This is a genomic window from Brevundimonas pondensis, assembly GCF_017487345.1.
GTDB lineage: Bacteria > Pseudomonadota > Alphaproteobacteria > Caulobacterales > Caulobacteraceae > Brevundimonas > Brevundimonas pondensis.
The window spans coordinates 3,014,916-3,040,600 of the sequence record NZ_CP062006.1; the positions used below are offsets into that span (position 1 = coordinate 3,014,916).

Consider the following 25,685-nt stretch of genomic DNA (forward strand, 5'->3'; position numbering starts at 1 on the left):
GCCTCAGTTCGCCTTCTTCGGGTCCGGGGGCAGGCTGGGCAGGGGCGCGCAGGGCACGCCGTCGTCCTTCAGCTTCTTCACCTCGGCGGGGGTGGCCTCGCCGTAGATTTCGCGTTTCTCGGAGCGGCCTTCGTGGATGTCGCGGGCCTCGCGGGCGAAGGAGTCGCCGACGTAGTCGAAATTCTGCTCGACGTGATCGCGCACCTCGCGCGCCGCCTGCATCATCATGGAATGCATCTGCTTCGCCACATCGGGCGAAGAGGCGGCCTTCTTCGTGCCGGACACCGCCGGGGCCATGATCTGTTTGCGGATGACCGTCGAGGCGCAGAAGGGGCATTCGACCAGACCGCGCGCGGCCTGATCGTCATAGTCGCCGGATGAAGCGAACCAGGCTTCGAAGCCGTGATCGTGGTCGCAGGACAGGGCGTAGCGGATCATTGCGGCGGGTCGAATTCGCGGCCGTGGCGCAGGGCCGGGATCGAGGCGCGGGCGCGATCCACGGCGCTCAGGTCCAGCGAGGCGTGCAGGACGCCGGGTTCGTCGTGATCGGCCCGGGCGATGATCTCGCCCCACGGCCCGACGATCAGGGAGCGGCCCCAGGTCTGTCGGCCGTCCTCGTGCGTCCCGCCCTGAGCCGGGGCCAGGACGAAGGCGCCCGTCTCGATGGCTCGCGCCCGCAGCAGGGTCTCCCAGTGCGCCTCGCCGGTCGGGCGGGTGAAGGCGGCAGGCACGGCGATCATGGCCGCCCCGGCCTGGGCCAGCTGGCGGTGCAGATGCGGGAAGCGCACGTCGTAGCAGATGGTCAGACCCAGACCGCCCCAAGGGGTGTTGGCCAGACGCGCCGCTTCGCCGGGCCGCACCGAGGCGCTCTCGCGATAGGTCTCGCCATTGGCCAGATCGACATCGAAGACGTGCAGCTTGTCATAGCGGGCGGTGACGGCGCCGCTTGGGTCGATCAGCAGGGAGCGGTTGGCGGCGCGGGCGTCGCCGGGCGCGTCAGACCGCACGATGGCCGAGCCGATCAGCAGCCAGACGCCCAGTTCCGCCGCCAGAGCCCGCAGGCCGAGGACGGCGGCGTCCGCCTCCTCAGACGACAGGGCGGCGTCGCGGAAGGCCCGGCGCTGCTCGAGGAAGTTGGTGCCCTCGGGCGTCAGGATCAGCTGAGCGCCGCCCGCCGCCGCCTGGCGGATCAGCGGCTCGACATGGGCCAGCCCCGCAGCCGCCGTCGCCGGCGTCCGCGTTTGAATCAGGGCGATGTCGAGCCGGTCGTCCATCAGGCCGCCAGCAGGGGGTCCAGACCGCCCTTGCGGTCCAGGGCGTGGATGTCGTCCGAGCCGCCGACGTGCTGACCGTTGATGAAGATCTGCGGGAAGGTGGCCTTGCCGCCCGAACGCGCGACCATTTCGGCCTTCTTTTCCGGGTCGTTCGAGGCGACGATCTCGGTGAACTCGGCGCCCTTGCGGGTCAGCAGGCCCATGGCGGCGACGCAATAGGGGCAACCGGGCTTGGTATAGATGACGACTTCGGCCAACTCAGGAACTCCTTGAACTGCAGGCTAGCCCCCTACTTAGGCGGTTCGCGCGCGGTTCGCACCCTCGCGATCACCGCCAGGTCCACGGCGCGGGCCCCGGCCTCCATCAGAACGCGGGCGCAGGCCTCGGCCGTGGCCCCGGTCGTCAGCACGTCGTCGATCAAAAGGAGACGCCGCCCCTTGATCCGACGACGCCCGGCCTCGGTGACGGCGAAGGCCTTCTTCACGTTCAGCCGCCGCCCGCGCGCCGACTTGCCGCCCTGGCTGTCGGTCGGGGCGCTGCGGATCAGGGCGTCAGGCAGGTAGTCGAGCCCGGCGGTGCGAGCCAAAGGGCGGGCGATCTCGGCGGCCTGATTGAAGCGCCGCGCCAGAAGCCGGGAACGGTGCAGGGGCACGGGGACCACGGCGTCGGCCTCGGCCACCACGTCGGCGCCCGACCGGGCGATCCAGCGGGCGAACAGGGGGGCGAACTGCTGCTGGTCGCCATGCTTGAACTTGAGGATCAGGCCGCGCGAGGCCTCGTCATAAACACAGGCTGCGCGGGCGCGGGCGAAGGCGTAGGGTTGGACCTGACAGGCCAGGCAGCGGTCGGAGGCGAAGTCGCCGCCGTCGTATTCAAACGCCGCGCCGCAGCCGTCGCAGACGGGCGCCTCGAGGAAGACCACCCGGCTCCAGGCGTCGGGCGTCAGACCGGCCGAGGCCGTGGCCTCGCGGCTGTCGTGGGCCATGGGCGGCAGCAGAATATCCAGCAGACCGCGCCCCGCATCGCGCGCGCCGGATGCTATAGGCGCGCTCACGCCTTTTAATCGACCTCGCCAGCCCCCATCCTGATCCGACATGAGCGCCCCCTCCTCCGGTCCCCCGATCATCTTCGACGCCGCCCGCCGCGCCGCGCGCCTGAGCCGCGCCGCCCGACGTTTCCCCGACGCCGACTTCCTGCACCTGCGCGCCGCCGAGAATGCGGTGAACAGTCTGGAGGTGATCCTGCGCGAGTTTCAGGCCCCCGTCGACCTGTCGCCCCATCCCGGCGTCTTCGCCCGCGCCGTCGCCGACAGTTCAGCGCGCGAGCGGGTGGCCGAGGTGCGGGCCGTGGGGTCGATTTCCGAGCGCGCCGCGCCGGGGGCCGGGCCTCTGGGGCTGGAAGACCAGTCGGCGGACCTGATCGTCAACCTGCTGGGCCTGCACTGGGCCAACGACCTGCCGGGCGCTCTCAGCCAGATCCGGCGCGCCCTGAGGCCCGACGGCCTGTTTGTCGCCAGCCTGTTCGGGGCGGCGACGCTGAAGGAGCTGCGCGGGGTGCTGACCGAGGCCGAACTGGAGGTCAACGGCGGGGCCCAGGCCCGCGTCTCGCCCTTCGCCGACGGCTTCGACGGGGCGGGCCTGCTGCAGCGGGCGGGTTTCGCCCTGCCGGTCAGCGACGTGGACCGGGTGACGGTGCGCTATGGCGACCCCTTCGCCCTGATGCGCGACCTGCGCGCCATGGGCGAAACCAATGTCCTGGCCGGCCCGATCAAGCCACTGAGCCGCGAAGTACTGGCGCGCGCCGCACAGCTCTACGCCGAACGTCACGCCGAGGCGGACGGCCGCATCCCTGCAACCTTCGAAATGGTGCACCTGGCCGGCTGGGCGCCGCATGAAAGCCAGCAGAAGCCTGCCCGACGCGGCTCGGCCAAAAGCCGATTGGCGGATGCGCTCGGCGTCAGGGAACAGACCGGGGAAACCTAGTCGGCTCAGCTCCCGCCGACGGCGCCCATCATGGCGGAACGTATCCGCTCATACATGGCGCCCGAAGCATCGGTGAAGGCCGTCACGGCGACCACAATGCCGACGAAGATCAGGCCGCAGATCAGGCCGTATTCAATGGCGGTGGCGCCGCTGTCGTCGCGGTAGAGACGGCCGATGAAACGTCGCATCCCGGCCCCTCCCGCGGCGCCTGTCCTTCAGAGCAGGTCGCGCAACCAGGCGACCAGGGGTTCGTCGGCCGGCGGCATGGGATAGTCCGAAAGCTTGTTCGGCTTCACCCAGGCCAGACCCGCATGTTCACGCGCCGTGACCACGCCGGACCAGCGCCGACACAGGTACAATGGCATCAAGAGGTGAAAGGAATCGTAAGCGTGACTGGTAAACACGAAGGGGGCCAGGCAGGCCTCGTTGACGTCGATGCCCAGTTCTTCCTTCAGCTCACGGATCAGGGCCGCTTCCGGCCGCTCGCCCGGCTCGACCTTGCCGCCGGGGAATTCCCAAAGCCCGGCCAGCTGCTTGCCCTCGGGCCGTTTGGCGATCAGCACCCGGCCGTCGGGGTCGACTAGGGCGACGGCGACGACGAGAACGGTGGGGACGGCCTCAGCAGCCTCACTCACGAGCGATAGTCCCCGTTGATCTCGATGTAGCGCTTGGTCAGATCGCAGGTCCACACCGTGGCCGAGGCGCGGCCCGAGGCGACGTTCACCGTAATGTCGATCTCGGCGTTCTTCATATAGGCGCTCATTTTCGCCTCGTCGTAGGTCGGCGAGGGGGCGCCGTCGACAGCGGCGACATGGGGGCCGAAGTGGATGGCCAGACGGTCGCGGTCGACGGCTTCCTCGGTCTTGCCCACGGCCATGACGATACGACCCCAGTTCGCGTCCTCGCCGGCGATGGCGGTCTTGACCAGGGGGCTGTCGGCGATCGACTTGGCCAGCTTGCGGGCCGAGGCGGGGCTGGCGGCGCCGTCCACGGTGACCCGGACGAACTTGGTCGCGCCCTCGCCGTCCTTGACCAGCTGGTGGGCCAGGTCGAGCATGACCCGGTCCAGAGCCGCCGAGAAGTCCTTGAGCCGGCGGTCGCCGACCCGACCGATACGCGGTGCGCCCGAGGCGCCCGTGGCGAACAGCAGGGCCGTGTCATTGGTCGAGGTGTCGCCGTCCACCGTCACGCTATTGAAGGTGGTGCGGACGTGCAGGTTCAGCAGGGCCTTCAGCACCGGCGGAGCGATGTTCGCGTCGGTGACGATGAAGGCCAGCATGGTGGCCATGTCCGGCGCGATCATGCCCGAGCCCTTGGCGATGCCGGCGATCTTCACCTTGACGCCTTCGATCTCGCACTCGGCGTAGGAGCCCTTGGGGAAGGTGTCCGTGGTCATGATGCCGAGACCCGCCTGGGCCCAGGCGTCGGCCCTCAGACCGGCCTTGATGTCGGGCAGACGGGCGGTGATCTTGGTCTCGTCCAGCACCACGCCGATGACCCCGGTCGAGGCCAGCATGACGTCGCGCTGGCGACAGTCGAAGCGTTTGGCGACCTCGGAGGCGGTGCGGCGGGCCGCGTCGGCCCCGGCCTTGCCGGTGAAGGCGTTGGCGCAACCGGCGTTGACGACCAGGGCCTTGACCCCCTCGCCGCCCTTGTCGGCGTCCAGATGGCGTTTGCACCAGTCGACCGGCGCCGAGCCCACCTTGTGCCGGGTGAAAACCCCGGCGCAGGACGCGCCTTCAGGGAAGTGGAAGATCACCAGATCGTCGCGCTCGTGCTTGTAGAAGCCGGCGCGGGCGGTGGCGATCTCGACCCCGCCGATGGGCGGTATGGTCGGGAAGGGCACGGCCAGCGGCGAGATCATCAGGCCCGGCTTGCCTGGCGCAGCCTTGGCCGCCGCCGGTTGGGTGGCGCGCTTCAGGGCCGAAGCCAGCGGGTCCAGCGCCTTTTCAATGGCGGATTCGATCATCTGGCCGGTCGAACCGGACTTGGAAGCAGGCGGACGGTTCATGAGGCGACAGTTCCGGCGGAAACAGCAGGTGCGGCGGGAGCAGCGGCGACGGGAGGGGCGACCGGCTTTTTCGCCGGTTTTGCGGGATTGAGGAAGACTTCGACCGAAGCCTTGCCGCGAAGTTGCTCCAGCAGCTGACGCACGCCTTCGTAGGTCAGGTAGCGGACGATCAGGGGGCGGGCCTGGTCCAGGGTCGGCGGCGTCTCCAGACGGCGATCCTCGATGCGCAGCACGGCCCAGCCGCTTTCAGCCTGAACCGGACCGACCACAGCGCCGGGAGCCTGGCCGCGCAGGGCGGCGGCGTAGGCGTCGGGCAGGACGTCGAGCGTCGAATAGCCCAGGTCGCCGCCGGAATAGCGGGTGGCGTCGTCGATCGAGCGCTGGGCGGCGACGGCCTCGAAAGCGGCGCCCTGGCCCAGAACCCCGACCACGGCGTCGGCCTGTTCCCTGGTGTGGGACAGGATCAGACGGACGCGGACCTCCTCGGTCGTCTGGGCGCGGCGCTGCTGTTCCTGATAGAGGCGCTCGACCGCCTGGTCGGACACCGCGCCGCTGACCACGGACTCCACCAGAAGGTCGCCGAGGATGCGCTCATGCACGGCCTCAAGCCGACGTTGAGCGGCGGCGCTCTTGTCCAGGCCGCGACGGCGGGCCTCGGCGGCCAGAAGTTTCTGATCGACCACCTCGTCCAGCACGCGTCGGAACAGCTCGGACTTGACGTCCAGCGGCTCGCCTTCGCCGACCAGCCCTTGCGCCACCGCCTCGCGACGAACGTCAGAGGCCCAGACAGAACGGTCCAGAACCCGAGCCACGACCAGATCATCCTTTTCCGGCGGGGTTTCGGCGTCGCCGCGCCCGCAGGCGGCCGTCAGGGTCAGGGCCAGAAGAGCCGACGCCAGAACAGGCCGCAGGGTTCGAAATGAGGGGCGCGAAAGACGCATCAGGCGCTCCGGCCAAAAGGCGCGAAAGAAGCGAAAAACAGGAACCGGAAGGCCGGTCGCGACAAGCCGTTGAAAGCCCCTCGCGTTGACAGGGGTTAGGGCGGTGCTTAAGTCCCGGCTGCGCCCAAGTCGAGGGGTTTTCGATCGTCTGCGCGGCCCCTGCGCACGCCTCGTATTTCGGGGATCGCTGGGACCGACGTCGATCCGGGCCTTCAGATCACGGCGCTTCCTGTTTCAGAGCCTTCAGCCGCTCGACCGCCTTTACCGGATCGCCCATGCTCGGCTTCGCCAAGAAAATCCTCGGCTCCTCCAACGACCGCAAGGTCAAGGCCTTCCAGGCCCAGGCGCAAAAGATCAACGCCCTGGAAGCCAGGTTCGAGGCCTTCTCGGACGACGAACTGCGCATGATGACGCAGACCTTCCGGGATCGCATCGAGGCCGGCGAAAGCCTGGACAAGCTGCAGAACGAAGCCTTCGCCGTGGCGCGTGAGGCCTCCAAGCGCGTTCTGGGTCAGCGTCAGTACGACGTGCAGCTGGCCGGCGGCATGATCCTGCACGAAGGCGGCATCGCCGAAATGCGGACCGGCGAAGGCAAGACCCTGGTCGCCGTGGCCCCTGTCTATCTTAACGCCCTGTCGGGCAAGGGCGTCCACGTCGTCACCGTCAACGACTACCTGGCCCGCCGCGACGCCGAGACCATGGGTCGCGTCTATCGCTTCCTGGGCCTGGAAGTCGGCGTCATCGTCAACGGGCTGTCGCAGGGCCAGCGTCAAACGGCCTACAACGCCGACATCACCTACGGCACCAACAACGAATTCGGCTTCGACTATCTGCGCGACAACCTGGTCTATGACCGGCGCGAGATGGTGCAGCGCACCCACCACTTCGCCATCGTCGACGAAGTCGACTCCATCCTGATCGACGAAGCCCGCACCCCTCTGATCATCTCGGGTCCGACCGAGGACCGTTCGGACCTCTACAAGATCGTCGATGCGATCGTGAAAGAGCTGATCAAGGACAAGGCCACCTATGACCTCGACGAGAAGCAACGCCAGGCCTTGCTGACCGAGCTGGGTTCGGAGCGCATCGAGGAGATGCTGGAAGCCGGCGGGCACTTCGCCGAGGACACCACCGACCTCTACGACCCGGGCAACGTCAGCCTGGTCCACCACGTCAATCAGGCCCTGCGCGCCAACACCCTGTACACCCGCGACAAGGACTACATCATCAAGGGCGGCGAGATCGTCCTGATCGACGAATACACCGGCCGCATGATGACGGGCCGGCGCCTGTCCGAAGGTCTTCACCAGGCCATCGAGGCCAAGGAAGACGTCAAGATCATGCCCGAGAACCAGACCCTGGCCTCGGTGACCATCCAGAACTATTTCCGCCTCTACGAAAAGCTCTCCGGCATGACCGGCACGGCGGCGACCGAGGCCCAGGAATTCCTCGACATCTACAAGATGGACGTCCTGGAAGTGCCGACCAACCGTCCGATCCAGCGCAAGGATTACGACGACGAGGTCTATCGCACCTTCAAGGAAAAGAACGCCGCCATCGCCGCCCAGATCGCCGAGTGCCACGTCAAGGGTCAGCCGATCCTGGTCGGCACCGTCTCGATCGAGAACTCCGAAGAGCTGTCCGAAGTCCTCAAGAACTACGACTACAAGGTCGAGACCGCCCGCACCCTCAAGGCCGAATACGCCGGCCGCGAGAAGGAAGCGAACAAGGTCGGCGACGAAGCCTGGGACATCACCTGGGCCACCGGCCACGGCATTCCCCACAACGTCCTGAACGCGCGCCAGCACGAGCAGGAAGCCTATATCGTCGCTGACGCCGGCCTGCCGGGCGCGGTGACCATCGCCACCAACATGGCCGGTCGCGGCACCGACATCCAGCTGGGCGGCAACCTGGAAATGCGCCTGCAGCGCTGGACCCAGGAACAGCGCAACATGGCCATCGAGGTCACGCCCGAGGCGCTGGAAGCCAAGGAAGCCGAGTTCAAGGCCGAGATCGCCGTTCACCGCGAGGCGGCCCTGGCCGCCGGCGGCCTGTTCGTCCTCGGCACCGAGCGACATGAGAGCCGCCGCATCGACAACCAGCTGCGCGGCCGCACCGGTCGTCAGGGCGACCCCGGCACCTCGAAATTCTACCTGTCGTGCGAAGACGACCTGCTGCGCATCTTTGCGGGCGACCGTCTGGACGGCATCATGAAGTCCTTCGGCGTGGCCGAGGGCGAGGCCATCAGCCACCCCTGGCTGAACCGCGCCGTCGAAACCGCTCAGAAGCGCGTCGAAGCCCGCAACTACGACATGCGCAAGAACGTGCTGAAGTACGACGACGTCGTGAATGACCAGCGCAAGGCCGTGTTCGAGCAACGTCAGGAGTTCATGGACTCCCAGGACCTGTCGGAACTGGTCACCGACTTCCGCCTCGACGTCGTGTCCGACCTGGTCGAACGCTACATGCCGCCCAAGGCCTACGCCGAGCAGTGGGACATCGAAGGTCTGGACGAGAAGGTCCGCTCGACCCTGGGCCTGGAACTGCCGCTCAAGGACTGGGCCGCCGAAGAAGGCGTCTCCAACGAAGAGATCGAGGAGCGCATCAACGCCGCCGCCGACGCCCGCGCCGCCGAGCGTCTGGAGCAGATCGGCGCCGACCAGACCCGCGGTCTGGAAAAGCAGTTCATGCTGCAGATGATCGACATGCAGTGGCGCGAGCACCTGGTCCACCTGGACCACCTGCGCGGCGTCATCGGCCTGCGCGGTTACGGCCAACGCGACCCGCTGAACGAATACAAGACCGAAGCCTTCAACCTCTTCGAGACGCTGCTGCACGACCTGCGCCACAACGTCACCCGCTGGCTGATGACGGTCGAGTTCCGCTTTGAAGCGCCGCCCGCGATGGAAATGCCCGAGTTCCAGGAAATCCACCTGAACCCCGGCACCGGCGAGAACGAGATGGCCAATCCGATGGCCCAGAACCCGGAAGGCATGCTGACCGGCGACGATCGTTCGAAACTGCCGGTCGAGGCCCTGCCGGTCGGCTGGGAGCGCACCAGCCGCAACGCCGACTGCCCCTGTGGCTCGGGCCGCAAGTTCAAGCACTGCCACGGTAGTTTGATTTAAGGCGCTGCCGCGCGGCGCTATGCTCGCGACGCGGTCGCTCGCGGCTTGAGCGCCGAAAGACTGAGTTGAGAGAGGCGGGTTTGCGAATGCAGACCCGCCTCTTTTCTGTTGGGCCGACCGTCGATCCGGGTAAGGTCGCGCCATGAGCTACAAGCCCCTCTTCTCGCGCGCCCTGGGTCTCGATCCAGAACGGCTGCATTTCGCCGCTCACAGCCATCACCTGTGGCCTGACGCCAGCTTCGACGCCCAGGTCCAGGCCTGGGCCGAGGCCAACCGCTTCGCCGACCGCAAGTGGGAGCTGGTCTTCGGCGAGGTCATCCCCGAGGCGCAGAAACATGTGGCGAAGGAGCTGAACCTGCCCTCGCCCGACAGCCTGATCTTCACCTCCAACACCCATGACCTGCTGATCCGTCTGGTCTCGGGCGTCGAGAAGAAGCCGGTGCGCATCCTGTCCACCGACGGCGAGTTCCACTCGTTCCGCCGCCAGTCCGAGCGCTGGGAGGAAGCTGGCGAGGCCGTGGTCACCCGCGTGCCGCTGCAACCCTTCGCCAGCTTCGCCCAGCGCTTCGTCGCGGCGGCGCGGGCGGGCGGGCATGACATGATCCTGGTCAGCCAGGTCTTCTTCCGCACCGGACAGCTATTCGACGCCATTCCCGAACTGGCGGCTCTCGCCGATCCGGCAGGGCCCTGGGTGGTGATCGACGGCTATCACGGCTTCATGGCGACCCCGACCGACCTGTCGGCGGTGGCGGACAAGGTCTTCTATCTGGCGGGCGGCTACAAATACGCCATGGCGGGCGAAGGCGCCTGTTTCCTGCATTCCCCGCCCGGCTTCTGCCCGCGCCCGGTCATCACCGGCTGGTTCGCCGAGTTCGGCCATCTGGAAGGCCCGCCCGGCGGGGTCCAGTACCGCACCGACGGCGGCCGCTTCTGGGGCGCCACCTTCGACGTCAGCGCCCTTTATCGCCTCAACGCCGTGCGCCGTATGCTGGACGAACAGGGCCTGACCACCGCCGACATCGCCGCCCATGCGCGGGGGCTGCAAGCCCGGTTCCAGGCGGCGGTGCAGAACGGCGAGGCCGGCGCCCTGTCGCAGGCCGAAATCCTCAACCCGGTCGAGGGCGACGCCCCGCGCGCCCGCTTCCTGGCCCTGCGTTCGGACGAGGCCGCGCGCTGGAAGGCCGATCTGCAACACATGAACGTGGTCACCGACGTGCGTGACGACGTCATCCGCTTCGGCTTCAGCCTGTATCAGTCCGAAGAGGACGTGGAGCGGCTCATCCACGCCTGCGCCCGCCTGACCTAGAAGAAGAGGCTGTCGTCCTGACGCTGCGCCTCGGGCGGGCGACGGGGCGTGGCGGGCCGGCTTGGGACGGGTCGAACAGGCGCCCGCTGGGCCGCAGGACGCGGTGGCGTGACGGCCGGCGGCGACGCGGGCTGCGGAGCAGGCGCGACCGCCCTCTCCTCCTTGTCGTCAAAGATGGAGCGCCAGACCGAGGTCGCCGCCTGTGGCGGCGCTTCGGGTTCGGGCGCGGCCGGAACCCCCGCGGCGCCGGGCGCCACCTTGGGATAGGGCATGGGCGAGCCAGCGGCCTCGCTCGTCGACGCCGTCGGCGCGGATGAAGGCGGGAGCGAGGGCGCCGGAGCCCCCGCCATCCTCTGGTCGGCCGCGTTCCACAGAATGGCCACGCCCAGGGCCAGCAGGATCAGGCCGATCACGGCGCCGATCAGCGACCCGATCAGGATGCGCGACAGACTGGACGGGGCGGCGGACGACGTCATGGCCCTCAGGCCTAGCACCGAACGGCGCGACGGCAACCCCGCTTCAGATCAGAAGGCGGTCCGCATGGCGTCCCGCGCCCAACGCACCACCACCTTTTCCTCCTGATCGGCGCCCAGACGGTCATAGAAGCGCCGCGCCCCGTGGTTGTCCGTCCGCACTTCCCAACGCGCGCCCAACCCCTCAACGGCGGCTTCGGTTGCGAAGGCCCGCATCAGGGCCTCGCCGACCCCCGCGCCGCGCGCCGCCTCGACAACGAACAGGTCGTCGAGGTTGAAATAGTCCTCGCCGCGCCAGATGCCGTAGACCCGCGTCCAGGAGACAAAGCCCACCGGCCGACCGGCCATCTCGGCCAGCAGAAAGGCGGCGCGGGGCGGCTGGACCGCCAGGGCCTCCGTCAGACCGTCCGGCGTGGCGGCCAGATAGGGCGTCAGCCCTTCATAGGCGGCCAGGGCCTGCATCAGGTCATGAAGATCAGACGCGTCCGCCGCCATCGCGCGCCGGATCACCAGACCCGCCATCAGACCGCCAGATCAAACAGGGCGTCACGCACGACCTCGGGATGGGTCATGGGGAACAGGTGACCGCCCCCGGCGACGGCGTTCACTCGCAGCGGCGCGGCGTACGGCCTCGTAACCGGCGTGGCGCACAGGCTGCCGTTCTCCGCCTTCAGGACATGGATCCCGCCCGGATAGCGCCGCAGGGCGCGCCAGGGATCATGCGCCTGCGCGGCATAGTTGGAGGCCTCCCAGGCGGGGTCGCAGGTCAGGACGAAGCCCTGGTCAGTCTCGGTCAAACCGTCGACCAGATAGTCGGCCAGCATCATGTCGGACCAGCCCTTGAAGGCTCCGCGCCCCCGATAGGCCTTGAGCGCCTGCTCTCGGCTGTCGAACCGGGCCCGGCGTTTCAAGGTGCCCTGGACGATCGGAAAACGCTGGGCCAGCCGCCCGACCAGGGGCAGGTTCATGGCCAGGACCATCTCGCGTCGCCAGATCACCGGATCGAGCAGCAGCAGCCGCGACACCCGCTCGGGCCGCTGGGCCGCCGCCAGCAGGCCGCTGGTCCCGCCGATGGAGTGACCGGCCAAAGCCACGGGCGGGCCATCCACGGCGTCCAGAAGCCCGATCAGGTCGTCCCGGTGATCCTTCCAGCTGCGCCGTCCCTGCGGCTGCGCCGGAAGCCGGGTGCGGCCATGCCCCCTCAGATCGGGAGCCCAGATGCGCAAGGCGCCCGCAAGGGGCTGCAACAGGGAACGATAGGTATAGGCGTTGAATCCATTGGCGTGGACAAAGATCAGATCCACCGGCCGCGCCGGATCACCAAAGTCCAGCACCGCCATCTCGCCCCCGCCCCAGCGGTTGTCGATGGGAATAGTCAGGCGCCGCGGCGCCGAAAGGGCCAGGGCGTCCATGCGTCAGGCCGCCACGCGGCAGGCGGGGCAACGGCCATGACCCTCGATGGTGGTGCGCTCGATGGCATAGCCTGCCAGGGACGCCGCTTCCGCAAAGGCGTCGCCTCCGGCCACCGCGACCTCTTCGGTAGCCCCGCAGCAGTCGCAGATCAGAAAGGCGGCGGCGTGGGCGCGGCTGTCATCCGCGTCCGCCGTACAGGCGACATAGGCGCTGATGGAGGCGATGCGATGCACCACGCCCCGACGCTCCAGAAACTCCAGCGCGCGATAGACGGTCGGCGGCTTGGCGGCCTGGCCGTCGACGCCGTAACGGGCGATCAGGTCATAGGCCTTGACCGGCTCGCCCGCCGCCAGCAGCAGCTCCAGCACGCGGCGACGCGGCGGCGTCATGCGTTCGCCCTCGGCGGCGCAACGCGCCTCGACCGAGACAAGGGCCTGCTCGACCTCGGCAGGGCCAGGTCGATGGTCGGAATGATCGTGATCGCAAGCGGCGCCCATGCCCCACAGCTAAGGGGTCCGCCCCCGCATCGCAACCATCGCCGAGGCCCAGCTTCGCCCACAGTTCGATGTTCACCGAACCAACGCGTTTGCGGCGCGCCCGACCATGGGCTAGAAGGCCCGACCTTTCTGTTCAGAACCGATCCGACACATCATGACCGACACCACGATCCAAGCGTCCGGCGCCCTGTCCGGCAACGTCCTGTTCTACACGCAGCCGGAGCCGATCTCCTTCGAGGTTCACGGCAAGCTGGGCGTCACGCCGACTGACAAGCCCTACGCCTTTGTGGCGCAGACCAATGTCGTGCCGCTGACCGTGACCGAGTTCGCGCCGGCCGCCCTGACCTATCCGATCATCTTCGTCGGCGACCAGAAGCAGCCGGTCGTGGCCATGGGTCTGCGTCAGAACGAAAACCTTTTCGTCGACGCGACCGGTGAATTCCGCGCCGACGCCTACCTGCCGGCCTACGTCCGCCGCTATCCCTTCGTCTTCGCCAACGACGACAGCCAGCAGCGCATGATCCTGTGCATCGACCGCGCCGCCTCCTTCCTCGGCGAAGGCGGTGAAGTGCCGCTCTTCGAGAGCGGCGAACCCAGCGCCTACGTCAATAACGCGATGGAGTTCTGCAACAACTTCGAGACCGAGCGCCTGCGCACGGAGGCCTTCGTCCAGATGCTGACGGAACTGGACCTGTTCGAAGTCCGCGAAGCCAACTTCACCCCGCGCAACGCCGACGGCAGCGCCGGCCAGCCGCAAAAGCTCGCCGAGTACTTCGCCATCTCGGAAGACAAGCTGAAGGCCCTGCCGATCGAAAAGCTGGCCGAACTGCGCGACAACGGCGCTCTGGGCCAGATCTACGCTCATCTGATCTCGCTGCTCGCCTGGGATCGCCTGATCGCGGTCGCCCTGCAGCGCGCCAACCAGGCCACCGGTAACGCCTGATGATGCTTCCAGCGACCGGCAGCGCCTGCGCCGCCTGATGTGGCTGGAGATGAAAACAAGAACGCCCCGCCAGGAACCGGCGGGGCGTTTTTCTGTATGGGAACGACCTTACCGCCGCGCCACCAGAGCGCGTGTCAGGCAGGAGAAGACCAGCCGACCGGCCTCATCCAGCAGGTCCTGCTGAGCGATGACGATGCCTTTCTCGTCGCCGACAGGGTCCTTGCCCATGACCGTCAGGCGCCCTCGCAGCAATTCACCGGCAGGAGGGTTGCGCATGAAGCGCAGACCATCGACCGCCAGGGTCTTGGCCCCGGCCCAGCCGCCCGCCTTCTCTACCGACAACCGGCTCCACAGGGCGTAGACCAGGGCGTCCGGCGCCCCGTAGGCGACATCCCATCCTGGCGCGAAGCGTTCGGCGAAGACGTTCAGCGCCTCGGCGTCCACGGCGCAGGCGCCCAGGGGGATGACCTGACCGATCTCGAGATCCTCGAAATGGACGTGCAGGGGTTCGGTCATCCCGTCAGGCTCCTCAGGCGGCGGGTTCTTCCGACACCCGGACCAACAGCTTGCCGTCATGGTCGCCGGTGAACAAGCGGTTCAACGAAGTCACGGCCCCTTCCAGACCGTCGTCCACGTGAACCTTCCACTGGACCCGGCCGTCGGCCAGCCACGGCCCCATCTCCTCGACCATTTCCCGGGCGCGGTGGGCGTAGTCCAGCACCAGGAAGCCCTGGACGTTCAGGCGATGGGTGATGATCCGGCTGAAGTTCGGCGACGGCGGCATCCGTGTGGCGTTGTAGCTTGAGATCAAGCCGCAGACGGCCATGCGGGCATGAACGTTCAGCCGGTTCCACACCGCGATCATGATGTCGCCGCCGACGTTCTCGAAATTCAGGTCGATCCCGTTCGGAGCCAGACGATCCAGCGCCTCGCCCACGTCCTCGTTCTTGTAGTCGACGGCGGCGTCGAAGCCGAGTTCCTCGGTCAGCCAGCGGCACTTGTCCGGACCGCCGGCGATGCCGATGACATGCGCGCCGCGCTGCTTGGCCACCTGACCGGCGATGGAGCCGACGGCGCCCGCCGCCGCCGAGATCACCAGGGTCTCGCCCGCCTTGGCCTTCAGCACGTCGGTGACGCCGAAATAGGCGGTCAGGCCGGTCATCCCCAGCACCGACAGGTTGGCCGTCAGCGGCATGCCCGGCGCGCGGTGCACCGGACGAAGGCCCTGCTCGTGCACCACGGCGTAGTCGGCCCAGCCGCCGGACAGAGGCGTGACGATGTCGCCCGCCTTGAACCGTTCGGACTTGGACGCCTCGACCACGCCCAGGGTCAGGCCGCGCATGACCTCGCCCAGACCGACCGGCGGCAGATAGCCCTGACTGTCGTTCATCCAGGTGCGGTTGGTGGGGTCCAGCGACAGGTAGATGGTGCGAACCAGAACCTCGGCGTCCTTCAGGTCCGGAACCGGGGTCTCGATCAGCTCCAGATCACCGTCCTGGATCAGTCCCTGGGGCCTCTGGCGAAGAACCCACTGACGATTGCGAAGGCTCATGGCGCATCTCCAATGCGTTTTCTTTGAGAACTCATTAGGCGTGGATGCCGCAGCTCTGTCGAGAGGCTTCCAAAGAAAAAGCGGACCGTTTCGGGCCCGCCTTGAGGTGGCATCATCGAGAATGAGGTGCGGAGGCGGACCGGCGAACCGGTCAAGTCGGGGGCGTCTTTGCCTCCGCTTGCGTCTAACGGCCCGGATTGAGGACGGTTCCATAGACGTCGACGCGGCGAGCCGGAACGTCGCCGTCCTCCTTGCGTTGCTGGAGCATGAAGGAGACCGCGATGACTCATCAGGATCCCCATTCCCATTCGGCCGACGCCGTGGCCGACCACACCCCCATCGAGGCCCAGTATGTCCGGCAGGGTCGAGGCGGCGTCCGCATCCTGTGGCTGCTGATCGTCTCGGCGGGGACGGCGGCCGTCCTGTTGCTGGGTATGTGGCTGCTCAGCAATGGCGGCTTCCAGAGGGTTAATCCCGACGCCGGCGGACGCCCCGCCGACACCGCCGCCTATGACGGCGCAGCGCCGCCCTTGCCGCCGGCCTGAATTGAAAAGACCCCGACGGCGAACCATCGGGGTCGAAGCCACAGCGACGCGGGAGGGGTCAGGCCGCCTGTTTCTGGCGCGAGGGGTGGAAGAAAAGCGCCTGGCTGATCGCCGCCTTCACCGTCTCGGGCTGGAAGGGCTTGGTGATCAGGAAGGTCGGCTCCGGCCGCTCGCCGGTCAGCAGACGCTCGGGGAAGGCGGTGATGAAGATAACCGGCACGTCGAAGCGTTTCAGGATGTCCTTGACCGCATCAATGCCCGACGATCCGTCTGCCAGCTGAATGTCAGCCAGAACGAGCCCCGGACGGTGGCGGGTCACGGCGTCCACAGCCTCGCCATGGGTGGTGGCCGTGCCAGTGACATTGTGGCCCAGCTCGCGCACCAGGCTTTCGATGTCCGCCGAGATAATGGCCTCATCCTCAATGATGAGGACATCAGTCGCCAGTTCAGCGTCGATATCGGACTGCGCCTCAGCGATCAGGCGCTCGACCGAGCGCGGATCCACCCCGAGGATCTGCGCCGCCTCGGAGGGCGTGAATCCTTCCAGGGCCGTCAGCAGAAAGGCCTGGCGCGAACGCGGCGAGATCCGCATCAGCCGCCGCGAGGCGTCGTCGCCGGCTTCCAGACCGCTGACATCCTCAAGTTGGGCTCCGGTCGATGACCAGATGGCGTGGAAGACATGATACAGGGCCACACGCGGCGTCATGTCTGTCGGCAACTGGCGTTCACCGGCCGCGAGCGCTTCAAGCGCAACGCGCACATAGTTGTCGCCCGTGACCTGATCGCCCGTCAGCGCCCGCGCATAGCGACGGACATAGGGCAGATGCGGCGCAAGCCTGGCCAGTAGACTCATACATATTCCCCGACTGTCAGCGTCCTCGAACTGAAGACGCGCCAAACTGTCACAACGTGTCGGGCGCGCAACGGTTCCCCTTCGGCGCGACAAGCTTGAGCATAAAAACGCGACGCCCTAGGAACTCTTGCAGGGAAGCAGCGTTTTCGGCTTCCATGAACTCCAAATTCAGGCTTGGGCGGCGGCCGCGACTCCATGATCAATCCTAAGGAAACCACCCCGCGTCCCGACACGCCGACGGCCAGGGACCACGGGCTGGAAGAAGTACGTCTGCGCCAACAGGCCATCGGCGTGAAGCTGCGCCACATGTTCGACCAGGTGGTCAACGAGCCGGTTCCGGACGAATTCCTGGACATCCTGCGACGCGCCGACGAGCGCTCGTCGACCAAGGAGGGCCAGTGAGCAGCAACGGCGCACCGCCTAAACCGCCCTCCGCCGACGACGCCGGTTTCAAAAAGGAACTGGTGACGCTCATTCCCCACCTGCGCGCTTTCGCCCGTACCCTGACCGGCGACCCGACGGCGGCCGACGATCTGGCCCAGGAAGCCATGATGAAGGCCTGGGATGCACGGGCCAGTTACCAGATGGGCACCAACATGAAGGCCTGGACCTTCATGATCCTGCGCAACCAGTTCTATTCGGAAAAACGCCGCTCCTGGCGCCAGACACAGCTGGACCAGGAAGCCGCCGAACGCACCCTGGTGGCGGTCGATGACCCCGAGGCGCCGGTCGCCCTGGACGAACTGCGTCAGGCCCTGAAGACTCTGCCGGAGGAACAGCGCGAGGCCCTGATTCTGGTCGGCGCCGGCGGCTTCGCCTACGAGGAAGCCGCCGAGATCTGCCAGTGCGCGGTCGGTACGGTGAAAAGCCGTGTTTCACGCGCCCGCAAGGCCCTGCAGGCCACGCTTGAGCGTGGCGGCTATGGCCGCGACGGTCAGGCCGCCGGCGACGCCATGCGCTCGATTCTGGCCGACGCCGACAGGCTGAGCGGCGCCGGGCGGGACTGACGCGTGCTGCGGTTCGGCCGCGCGTGGGGGCGCAAGCTGGGCCGCCCGAGCGTCCAGGGCATTCGCTTTCGCATGGGTCTGGCCATGGCCGTGGCCCTGCTTCCGATCCTGATCCTCAGCGCGATCCAGACCCAGGGCGGCTTCCGCCGCCAGGCCGAGGATCAGCGCATTGATCTTCAGCTCGCGGCCGAGCGCAGCGCCGCCGACGCCAAGGCCCGGATCGACAGCACGGTCGTCTTGCTGCAAGCCCTGGCGCCTGAGGCGGGCGGCTTCTACTGCGAACCCCGCCTGACCGCCCTGGTGGGGCGGCTGGACAGCCTGTCGGCCCTGCACCGTTACAGCGCGACCGGCGAGTCCGTCTGCGCTTCTCGACCCCGTGACGCCGCCTCACCCCCAGCTTCGGGCGACATCCGCGCCCAGGACTGGTACCAGAGACTGCGCAACGGCGAGGACGTGGTCATGGCCCGCGCGCCCGACGCGCCGGGCTCGCTGATCGTCGCCGTGCGCTCCGAACGGCCCCTGGGGGCCTTCCAGGGCGTAATGGCGGCCGTCATTCCCCTGACGGCCCTGCAACCCGACATTCGCGACCCGGCCCTCCCGACAGGCGCGCAATCGGCCGTGATCGACGCTGAAGGCCGCATCCTGGTCTCGACCGACGCCGCGGCGTTCGCCATTCGAGGTCCCACCAATGTGAACGGCTGGGCCCACAACGCCGTAAGAGGCGAGACCCCCCTGTTCGAGGGGCGCGACCCGCGCGGCCGCCGCCACGTCTACGCCGGCGCCCCCCTGGCGGGGCGGGATCTGTTCGTCCTGCTTTCAGCGCCTGCGTCAGGCCTGCTGTCCTGGGCGCGCCTGAATCCCATTGGCTCTTTCCTGCTGCCTCTGGCGGCCTGGCTGACCGCCTTTCTCGCCGTCATGCTGCTTTCAGAGCGGATCGTCATCCGCTGGCTGTCCTACCTGGAACGCGTCGCCGCCATCTACACGCGAGGCCGTTTCTCGGTGCGCCCGGTGCAGGCCGAGCACGCCCCCGCCGAAATTCGCGCCCTGGCGCGCACCCTGGGATCACTGGGCGACACGATCACGCGACGCGACAAGGCCTTGCTGGACTCCCTGGACGAGAAGGACGCGCTGATGCGCGAGATCCATCACCGGGTGAAGAACAACCTGCAGATCATCTCGTCTCTGCTGTCGATGCAGCAACGGGCGGTGGCCGACCCGGCGGCGCGCGCGGCGCTCGGCGACACCCGCCAGCGGATCACGGCGCTCGCCCTGATCTATCGCACCCTCTACCAGAGCGAGGACATCCGCGAGGCCGATTCGCACACCTTCCTGACCGAACTGGTCGGGCAGCTGGTGGCGGGCGAAGCCATGCGCGGCCCGCTGGTCACCAGTTCGGTGGACGCCGACTACCTGATCATCGATCCCGACCGGCTCGCGCCCGTCGCCCTGTGGCTGGTCGAGGCCGTGTCCAACGCCCAGAAGCACGCCTTCGCGGGACGCGGCGGCGACCTTCAGGTCCGGTTCCGCGTCCTGGGCGACACCAGCGTTCTGGAGGTCCAGGACGACGGGCCCGGCATGTATGACGCCGACGCCACCGGCGTGGGGCGCACCCTGATGAACGCCTTCGCCAAGCAGTTGCGCGGCCACGCGGAAATGATCGCGGCGCCCGACGGCGGCTCTATCGCCCGCCTGACTTTCGCCACGCCGGAAGCCCCCGCGCCCGCTGCAAGCGGCAGCTTGACAGGAACCGCGCCACATCCCCCGCGTTGATCTGGTGATGGGCCTTCCCGGTCCCCGCCATTCAGGAGACGATCATGCGCAAACTGTTCGTACTTGCCGCCGCCGCCGCCCTGCTGACCACCGCCGCCTGCAACACCATCGCCGGCGTCGGCAAGGACACCCAGGCCGCCGGTTCAGCGGTCGAAGGCGCCGCCCGCGACGCCAAGAACTAGATTCCGAACACCATCCCCAGGGCCCCTTCGTCTCCCGACGTCGGGGCCTTGTCATGTTTTGAGCGTCGATAGCCTAGCCGTCCTCCCGACGCGGGTTTAGCCTCCCCGCCAAGCCTCGCGGAAAGAGGCGCGAACTCAGGGACGGAAACCATGCGTGTCGGCGTGCCCCGCGAGATCAAGACCAACGAACACCGGGTCGGCCTGACCCCGACCGCCGCGCGCGAATATGTCGCCCACGGCCATGAGGTGCGCATCGAAACCGGCGCCGGGCTGGGCGCGGGCTTCAGCGACGCCGACTACAGGAAGGCGGGCGCCGCCATCGTCGCCGACGCCGAGACGGTCTTCGCCGACAGCGACATGATCGTGAAGGTCAAGGAGCCCCAGGCCGTCGAGTGGGCGCGGCTGCGGCCGGACCATATCCTGTTCACGTATCTGCACCTGGCCCCCGATCCCGAACAGACCAAGGGCCTTCTGGCCTCGAAATGCGCCGCCATCGCCTATGAGACGGTGACCGACAGAAACGGCGGCCTGCCCCTGCTGGCGCCCATGTCCGAGGTGGCGGGGCGGATCGCCGTCTTCTCGGCCGCCGAGACCCTGTTGAAGCACAATGGCGGCATGGGTCTGCTGTTCTGCGGCGTGCCGGGCGTGGCCCCTGCCAGGGTGCTGGTCCTGGGCGGCGGGGTCGTGGGGCTGAACGCCGCGCGCATGGCCATGGGTCTGGGCGCCGAGGTGGTGGTGCTGGAGCGCTCCATCCCCCGCATGCGCGAGATCGACGAACTGACCGGCGGCCGGGTCATCACCCGCTACTCCTCGATCGGCGCCATTGAAGAGGAACTGGTCAAGGCCGACGTGGTCATCGGCGCCGTCCTGGTCCCCGGCGCCGAGGCCCCCACCCTGGTCCGCCGCGACCAGCTGAAGTCGATGAAGCCGGGCAGCGTCCTGATCGACGTGGCCATCGACCAGGGCGGCTGTTTCGAAACCTCGAAGCCGACCACCCACGAAGACCCGACCTATGTCGTCGACGGCGTGGTTCACTACTGCGTCGCCAATATGCCGGGCGCCGCGCCGCGCACCAGTTCAGAAGCCCTGAACAACGCCACCCTGCCCTTCGGCCTGGCCCTGGCGGACAAGGGGCTGGAGGCGCTGAAGAAGGACCCGCACCTGGCGCGCGGCCTGAACGTGCTGAAGGGCGAGATCACCTACCCCGCCGTGGCCGAGGCGCTGGGCCTGTCATGGAGCGACCCGTTCGGCGTCTGGGCGCGGGGCTAGAAGCCTCTTGCCCAAAGCCAGCGCATCCAGGACTGTCTGACTTCGCCATCGACAGGAATCCAGATGCTTCTGATTGCGCTTATCTCAACCTTGGCCGCCCAAGACGTGGCGAGCCATGGGGCGACGTCCGTGGCTGCCGCATCGGCTGACGAAGCGCCCATCACCTGGGTAAGGTCCCCGGGCCTTGAGATGCCTGCCAAGGCGCTCCAGGCCAATGTGAGCGGCAGCGCCACGCTTCGCTGCGACTTCGCCGCCGGCGCTCCGACGGGTTGCGTCATCATCGCGGAAGCCCCCGCCGGCTACGGCTTCGGCATGCAGGCCCTGCGCGCCATGCGCACGGCCCGCGCAGAAGCGAGCACAAACGGTCGTCGCACGTTCAGCTTCGCCTTTGAAAATCGCTGATCGAGGGGGTGGCCTGTAATTCGCCGCTCTCTTCGGTCATAAGGCCGCAATGAAGTTCCTCGACCAGGCCAAGATCTACATTCGTTCGGGCGCGGGCGGCGCTGGCGCCGTCTCGTTCCGACGCGAGAAATTCATCCCCAACGGCGGGCCGGACGGCGGCGACGGCGGCAAGGGCGGCGACGTCTGGGTCGAGGCGGTCGAGGGGCTGAACACCCTGATCGACTATCGCTATCAGCAGCACTTCAAGGCCCAGACCGGACACCACGGCCAGGGCCGTCAGATGCATGGCGGCAAGGGCGACGACGTGGTCCTGCGCGTCCCCGTCGGCACCCAGGTGCTGGACGAGGACAAGGAAACCGTCCTGCTCGACATGGACAAGGCCGGCGAGAAGGTGAAGCTGCTGTCGGGCGGCAACGGCGGCTGGGGCAACACCCGCTTCAAGGGTCCGACCAATCAGGCCCCGACCTACGCCAACCCCGGCCAGGAATTCCAGGAGCGCTGGATCTGGCTGCGGCTGAAGCTGATCGCTGACATTGGCCTGGCCGGTCTGCCCAACGCGGGCAAGTCGACCTTCCTGGCGGCGGTTTCGGCGGCCAAGCCCAAGGTGGCGGACTATCCCTTCACCACCCTGACGCCCAACCTCGGCATGGTGGACCTGAGCCCGTCGGAACGCTTCGTCATCGCCGACATCCCCGGCCTGATCGAAGGCGCTCATGAAGGCGCAGGCCTCGGCACCCGCTTCCTGGGTCACGTCGAGCGCTCGGCCAGCCTGATTCACCTGATCGACGGCACGCAGGACGACGTGGCCGAGGCCTATCGCATCATCCGCGGCGAACTGGACGCCTATGGCGAGGGCCTGGCTGACAAGACCGAACTGCTGGCCCTGAACAAGATCGACGCCCTGTCGCCCGAAGAGCGCGAGGACAAGGTCGCCGCGCTGAAAGCCGCCTCGGGCAAGACGCCCTTCCTGGTGTCGGGCGTGTCTGGCGAGGGCGTGACCGAGCTGCTGCGCGCCGCCTGGGCCGAGGTTCGCAAAACCCGCGGCGAGATCGCCGACGACGGCGACGACGCCATCCCTGAAACGCCGGGCGGCTGGGCGCCGTAATCGATCACATGGCCGGATGACGGGGGGCTTCGGTCCCCCTATGTTCGCGCCATGACCGACGCGCCCGCCGACACCACCGCCCGCCCCCTCACTCAGGACGGACCGCCGCCCCGGCTGTGGCTGATCGACGCCTCGGCCTATATCTTCCGCGCCTATCACGCCCTGCCGCCCCTGACGCGCAAGTCGGACGGCCTGCCCGTCGGCGCGGTCCAGGGCTACTGCAACATGTTGTGGAAGCTGATCCGCGACATGAAGGGCGAGGACGGGCCGACCCATCTGGTCGCCGTCTTCGACCACTCGGAAAAGACTTTCCGCAATACCCTGTACGATCAGTACAAGGCCCACCGCCCGCCCGCGCCCGAGGATCTGGTGCCGCAATTCCCGCTGGTGCGCGAGGCCACCGCCGCCTTCGGCGTGCACGGCATAGAACTGCCCGGCTATGAGGCCGACGACCTGATCGCCACCTATGCCTGCAAGGTGCGTGATCTGGGCGGCGAGGCGGTCATCGTCTCGTCCGACAAGGACCTGATGCAGCTGATCGGGAACGGCGTCGTCATGTACGATCCGATGAAGGATCGCCGCCTGGACGAAGAGGCCGTGTTCGAGAAGTTCGGCGTCACGCCGGACAAGGTGGTCGAGGTTCAGGCCCTGATCGGCGACAGCGTCGACAACGTCCCCGGCGCCCCCGGCATCGGCCCCAAGACGGCGGCCCAGCTGATCCACGAATACGGCGACCTCGACACGCTTCTGGCCCGCGCCGGCGAGATCAAGCAGCCCAAGCGGCGCGAGACCCTGATCAACTTCGCCGACCAGATCCGCCTGTCGCGCGAGCTGGTGAAACTGACCTGCGACGCCCCGGCCCCCGAGCCGGTCGACGACTTCCTGATCCGCGATCCCGACCCGGCCGCGCTGTCCGAGTTCCTGGAGCGGATGGAGTTCCGCTCCCTGCTGCGCCGCGTCGGCGACGGCAAGGCCCCGGCCAAGGAAGGCTCGGCCTTCGCCCGCCAGCCCTCGGCCCCTGTCGCCACGCCGCGCTACGGCCAGACCGAGGTCGCGACGCCGGACGCCGTCCACGCCTTCGACCGCGACAAATACGAGTGCGTGCAGACGCTGGATGATCTGGATCGCTGGATCGCCCGCGCCCGCGCCGCCGGGGTCATCGGCTTCGACACCGAGACCGACGCCCTGTCGGCCACCCACGCCGGGCTGTGCGGCGTCTCCCTCGCCGTCGGGCCGAATGAGGCCTGCTACATCCCCCTGACCCACGACCATGAGCCGAGCGGCGACGCCTCGCTGAGCGGAGGCTTCGACTTCGGTCTGGAACCGACCCAGGGCGAGACGCGCGAGCCGCTGACGCAGATCCACAAGCCCACCGCTCTGGAACGGCTCAAGACCCTGCTGGAAGACCCGGCGGTGCTGAAGGTCGGTCAGAACATCAAATACGACCTCGCCGTCATGGCCCGACGCGGCATCCGCGTGGCCCCGATCGAGGACACCATGCTGATCTCTTACGTCCTCGAAGGCGGGCTTCACGGCCATGGCATGGACGAACTGGCGCGCCTGCACCTCGGCCACGAGCCCATCCCGTTCAAGAGCGTGGCGGGCACGGGCAAGAGCCAGAAGAGCTTCAAGCACGTCGAGTTGCAACCGGCGACCTGCTACGCCGCCGAGGACGCGGACGTGACCCTGCGCCTCTACAAGCTGCTGAAGCCGCGCCTGGCCGCCGAGCGCCTAACCACCGTCTATGAGACCCTGGAGCGCGGCATGCCCGCTGTTCTGGCCGACATGGAGCTGAACGGGGTGCGGGTCGATCCCGACCGTCTGCGCTCCCTGTCCTCGACCTTCGGCCAGCGCATGGCCGAACTGGAAGAGCAGGCGCACAAGCTGGCGGGCCGTCCCTTCAACGTCGGCAGCCCGCGCCAGATCGGCGAGATTCTGTTCGGCGAAATGAACCTGCCCGGCGGCAAGAAGACCGCCAGCGGCCAATGGGGCACCGAGGCCAGCGTACTGGAAGACCTGGCCCTGACCCACGACCTGCCGCGCACCATTCTGGACTGGCGCCAGCTGTCCAAGCTGAAAGGCACCTATACCGACGCCCTGGTGGCGGCGGCCGATCCGGCGACGCACCGGGTGCACACCTCCTATCAGCTGGCGGCGGCGACGACGGGGCGTCTGGCCTCGTCCGATCCCAACCTGCAGAACATCCCGATCCGCACCGAGACCGGCCGCCTGATCCGTCAGGCCTTCATCGCCTCGCCGGGCCATGTGCTGATCAGCGCCGACTACAGCCAGATCGAGCTGCGCCTTCTGGCCCATATCGGCGACATCCCCGAGCTGAAGCGCGCCTTCAAGGCCGGCCTCGACATTCACGCCGCCACGGCGTCCGAGATGTTCGGCGTCCCCGTCGAGGGCATGCCGTCCGAGACGCGCCGCCGGGCCAAGGCCATCAACTTCGGCATCGTCTACGGCATTTCGGCCTTCGGCCTGGCGGCCCAGCTGGGCATCGATCAGGGCGAGGCCGGGGCCTATATCAAGACCTATTTCGAGCGCTTCCCCGGCATCCGCGCCTACATGGACCGCACCAAGACCTTCGTGAAGGAGCACGGCTTCGTCACCACCGTCTTCGGGCGTCGCATCCACATCCCGGCCATCCATTCCAAGTCGGGGGCCGAGCGGCAGTTCGGCGAGCGCGCCGCCATCAACGCCCCGATCCAGGGCGCCGCCGCCGACATCATCCGCCGCGCCATGATCCGCATGCCGAGCGCATTGGCCGAGGCGGGTCTGAAGACCCGCATGCTGCTGCAGGTCCACGATGAACTGATCTTCGAGGCCCCCGAGGCCGAGGCCGAGCGCGCCCTGGCCCTGGTTCGCAAGGTCATGGAAGGCGCCGCCGACCCCGCCGTCGCCCTCAGCGTGCCCCTGGTGGTCGAGGCCAAGGCCGCCGCCAACTGGGACGACGCCCACTGACCGGCGGTTGAGGATTTCTCTCTGATCGCTGCAAACTTCTAAATGAAACGCGCAGCGATCGTGGC

General features: G+C 67.9%; 28 protein-coding genes. 13 read left to right on the plus strand and 15 right to left on the minus strand.

Annotation, left to right across the window (positions count from 1 at the left end):
* Positions 1–3: 3 nt before the first annotated feature.
* Genes IFE19_RS15045 through IFE19_RS15060 form a run of 4 tightly spaced genes read right to left on the minus strand, consistent with a single transcriptional unit; the run spans position 4 to position 2,370 of the window.
* Positions 4–438, minus strand: coding sequence for a DUF1178 family protein (locus IFE19_RS15045; protein ID WP_207823668.1), 435 nt, complete (start codon positions 436–438; stop codon positions 4–6).
* Positions 435–1,274, minus strand: a complete 840-nt coding sequence (locus IFE19_RS15050; protein WP_207823670.1) for a carbon-nitrogen hydrolase family protein — start codon at positions 1,272–1,274, stop codon at positions 435–437. The genes IFE19_RS15045 and IFE19_RS15050 overlap by 4 nt, the downstream gene beginning before the upstream one ends.
* The gene (gene grxC, locus IFE19_RS15055; RefSeq protein WP_207823671.1) at positions 1,274–1,531 is read right to left on the minus strand and encodes a glutaredoxin 3; all 258 of its coding nucleotides are present in this window, start codon (positions 1,529–1,531) and stop codon (positions 1,274–1,276) included. The genes IFE19_RS15050 and grxC overlap by 1 nt, the downstream gene beginning before the upstream one ends.
* 32 nt (positions 1,532–1,563) lie before the next feature.
* Positions 1,564–2,370: a ComF family protein gene (locus IFE19_RS15060; protein WP_207823673.1), complete on the minus strand. Its 807-nt coding sequence runs from the start codon at positions 2,368–2,370 to the stop codon at positions 1,564–1,566.
* On the opposite strand from IFE19_RS15060, the gene IFE19_RS15065 reads away from it, so the two are divergent.
* Entirely contained in the window at positions 2,369–3,256 is an 888-nt protein-coding gene (locus tag IFE19_RS15065; RefSeq protein ID WP_207823675.1) for a methyltransferase domain-containing protein, read from the plus strand. The genes IFE19_RS15060 and IFE19_RS15065 overlap by 2 nt on opposite strands.
* Positions 3,257–3,261: 5 nt before the next feature.
* Here the strand turns inward: IFE19_RS15065 and IFE19_RS15070 are convergent, their stop codons facing one another.
* Genes IFE19_RS15070 through IFE19_RS15085 form a run of 4 tightly spaced genes read right to left on the minus strand, consistent with a single transcriptional unit; the run spans position 3,262 to position 6,208 of the window.
* Positions 3,262–3,444, minus strand: a complete 183-nt coding sequence (locus tag IFE19_RS15070; protein ID WP_207823677.1) for a Flp family type IVb pilin — start codon at positions 3,442–3,444, stop codon at positions 3,262–3,264.
* A 27-nt stretch (positions 3,445–3,471) separates the two neighbouring features.
* Entirely contained in the window at positions 3,472–3,891 is a 420-nt protein-coding gene (locus IFE19_RS15075) for a (deoxy)nucleoside triphosphate pyrophosphohydrolase (protein ID WP_207823679.1), read from the minus strand.
* Positions 3,888–5,267: a bifunctional glutamate N-acetyltransferase/amino-acid acetyltransferase ArgJ gene (gene argJ / locus IFE19_RS15080; protein ID WP_207823680.1), complete on the minus strand. Its 1,380-nt coding sequence runs from the start codon at positions 5,265–5,267 to the stop codon at positions 3,888–3,890. The genes IFE19_RS15075 and argJ overlap by 4 nt, the downstream gene beginning before the upstream one ends.
* A complete protein-coding gene (locus IFE19_RS15085) occupies positions 5,264–6,208 on the minus strand; it encodes a peptidylprolyl isomerase (protein ID WP_207823682.1) in 945 nt (314 codons plus the stop codon). The genes argJ and IFE19_RS15085 overlap by 4 nt, the downstream gene beginning before the upstream one ends.
* Before the next feature lie 275 nt (positions 6,209–6,483).
* Here IFE19_RS15085 and secA point away from each other — a divergent pair, with 275 nt between their 5' ends.
* Together secA and IFE19_RS15095 are read left to right on the plus strand one after the other, a co-directional pair.
* Complete coding sequence (gene secA / locus IFE19_RS15090) at positions 6,484–9,336, plus strand: preprotein translocase subunit SecA (protein ID WP_207823684.1); 2,853 nt, start codon at positions 6,484–6,486, stop codon at positions 9,334–9,336.
* 142 nt (positions 9,337–9,478) lie between these two features.
* Positions 9,479–10,642, plus strand: coding sequence for an aminotransferase class V-fold PLP-dependent enzyme (locus tag IFE19_RS15095; RefSeq protein ID WP_207823686.1), 1,164 nt, complete (start codon positions 9,479–9,481; stop codon positions 10,640–10,642).
* On the opposite strand, the gene IFE19_RS15100 is transcribed toward IFE19_RS15095, so the two are convergent.
* The 4 genes from IFE19_RS15100 to IFE19_RS15115 are packed head-to-tail and all read right to left on the minus strand — an operon-like array spanning position 10,639 to position 13,025.
* A complete protein-coding gene (locus IFE19_RS15100) occupies positions 10,639–11,118 on the minus strand; it encodes a hypothetical protein (RefSeq protein ID WP_207823693.1) in 480 nt (159 codons plus the stop codon). The two genes, IFE19_RS15095 and IFE19_RS15100, sit on opposite strands and share 4 nt — an antisense overlap.
* Positions 11,119–11,166: 48 nt before the next feature.
* Positions 11,167–11,637, minus strand: a complete 471-nt coding sequence (locus IFE19_RS15105) for a GNAT family N-acetyltransferase (RefSeq protein WP_207823695.1) — start codon at positions 11,635–11,637, stop codon at positions 11,167–11,169.
* Positions 11,637–12,527: an alpha/beta fold hydrolase gene (locus tag IFE19_RS15110; RefSeq protein ID WP_207823697.1), complete on the minus strand. Its 891-nt coding sequence runs from the start codon at positions 12,525–12,527 to the stop codon at positions 11,637–11,639. Before IFE19_RS15110 ends, IFE19_RS15105 begins: the two co-directional genes overlap by 1 nt.
* A 3-nt stretch (positions 12,528–12,530) precedes the next feature.
* Positions 12,531–13,025, minus strand: coding sequence for a Fur family transcriptional regulator (locus IFE19_RS15115; protein ID WP_207823700.1), 495 nt, complete (start codon positions 13,023–13,025; stop codon positions 12,531–12,533).
* A gap of 154 nt (positions 13,026–13,179) precedes the next feature.
* On the opposite strand from IFE19_RS15115, the gene IFE19_RS15120 reads away from it, so the two are divergent.
* Positions 13,180–13,968, plus strand: a complete 789-nt coding sequence (locus IFE19_RS15120) for a SapC family protein (RefSeq protein ID WP_207823702.1) — start codon at positions 13,180–13,182, stop codon at positions 13,966–13,968.
* A 108-nt stretch (positions 13,969–14,076) separates the two neighbouring features.
* On the opposite strand, the gene IFE19_RS15125 is transcribed toward IFE19_RS15120, so the two are convergent.
* Both IFE19_RS15125 and IFE19_RS15130 read right to left on the minus strand, forming a co-directional pair.
* Positions 14,077–14,484, minus strand: coding sequence for a MaoC family dehydratase (locus IFE19_RS15125; RefSeq protein WP_207823704.1), 408 nt, complete (start codon positions 14,482–14,484; stop codon positions 14,077–14,079).
* Positions 14,485–14,497: 13 nt separating this feature from the next.
* Complete coding sequence (locus IFE19_RS15130) at positions 14,498–15,520, minus strand: NADP-dependent oxidoreductase (RefSeq protein ID WP_207823706.1); 1,023 nt, start codon at positions 15,518–15,520, stop codon at positions 14,498–14,500.
* Positions 15,521–15,801: 281 nt separating this feature from the next.
* Here IFE19_RS15130 and IFE19_RS15135 point away from each other — a divergent pair, with 281 nt between their 5' ends.
* Complete coding sequence (locus IFE19_RS15135; RefSeq protein ID WP_207823708.1) at positions 15,802–16,065, plus strand: hypothetical protein; 264 nt, start codon at positions 15,802–15,804, stop codon at positions 16,063–16,065.
* Between the two features lie 58 nt (positions 16,066–16,123).
* Here the strand turns inward: IFE19_RS15135 and phyR are convergent, their stop codons facing one another.
* Positions 16,124–16,918: an anti-anti sigma factor/receiver protein PhyR gene (gene phyR / locus IFE19_RS15140; protein WP_207823709.1), complete on the minus strand. Its 795-nt coding sequence runs from the start codon at positions 16,916–16,918 to the stop codon at positions 16,124–16,126.
* Positions 16,919–17,113: 195 nt separating this feature from the next.
* Here phyR and nepR point away from each other — a divergent pair, with 195 nt between their 5' ends.
* The 8 genes from nepR (at position 17,114) to polA (ending at position 25,620) form a co-directional block, all read left to right on the plus strand.
* Positions 17,114–17,320, plus strand: coding sequence for an anti-sigma T factor NepR (gene nepR, locus IFE19_RS15145; protein ID WP_207823711.1), 207 nt, complete (start codon positions 17,114–17,116; stop codon positions 17,318–17,320).
* A complete protein-coding gene (locus IFE19_RS15150) occupies positions 17,317–17,925 on the plus strand; it encodes a sigma-70 family RNA polymerase sigma factor (protein WP_207823714.1) in 609 nt (202 codons plus the stop codon). Before nepR ends, IFE19_RS15150 begins: the two co-directional genes overlap by 4 nt.
* A 72-nt stretch (positions 17,926–17,997) precedes the next feature.
* Positions 17,998–19,695 (plus strand): sensor histidine kinase PhyK, encoded by a 1,698-nt coding sequence (gene phyK, locus IFE19_RS15155; RefSeq protein WP_207827681.1) that lies wholly within the window; start codon positions 17,998–18,000, stop codon positions 19,693–19,695.
* Positions 19,696–19,739: 44 nt separating this feature from the next.
* Positions 19,740–19,877, plus strand: a complete 138-nt coding sequence (locus tag IFE19_RS15160) for an entericidin A/B family lipoprotein (RefSeq protein WP_105564547.1) — start codon at positions 19,740–19,742, stop codon at positions 19,875–19,877.
* A gap of 150 nt (positions 19,878–20,027) precedes the next feature.
* On the plus strand, positions 20,028–21,146 hold the full coding sequence (gene ald, locus IFE19_RS15165) for an alanine dehydrogenase (RefSeq protein ID WP_207823716.1): 1,119 nt from the start codon (positions 20,028–20,030) through the stop codon (positions 21,144–21,146).
* A gap of 63 nt (positions 21,147–21,209) precedes the next feature.
* Positions 21,210–21,548: a hypothetical protein gene (locus tag IFE19_RS15170; RefSeq protein ID WP_207823717.1), complete on the plus strand. Its 339-nt coding sequence runs from the start codon at positions 21,210–21,212 to the stop codon at positions 21,546–21,548.
* Positions 21,549–21,597: 49 nt separating this feature from the next.
* Positions 21,598–22,653, plus strand: a complete 1,056-nt coding sequence (obgE, locus tag IFE19_RS15175; protein WP_207823719.1) for a GTPase ObgE — start codon at positions 21,598–21,600, stop codon at positions 22,651–22,653.
* A 51-nt stretch (positions 22,654–22,704) separates the two neighbouring features.
* The gene (polA, locus tag IFE19_RS15180) at positions 22,705–25,620 is read left to right on the plus strand and encodes a DNA polymerase I (RefSeq protein WP_207823721.1); all 2,916 of its coding nucleotides are present in this window, start codon (positions 22,705–22,707) and stop codon (positions 25,618–25,620) included.
* Positions 25,621–25,685 lie beyond the last annotated feature (65 nt).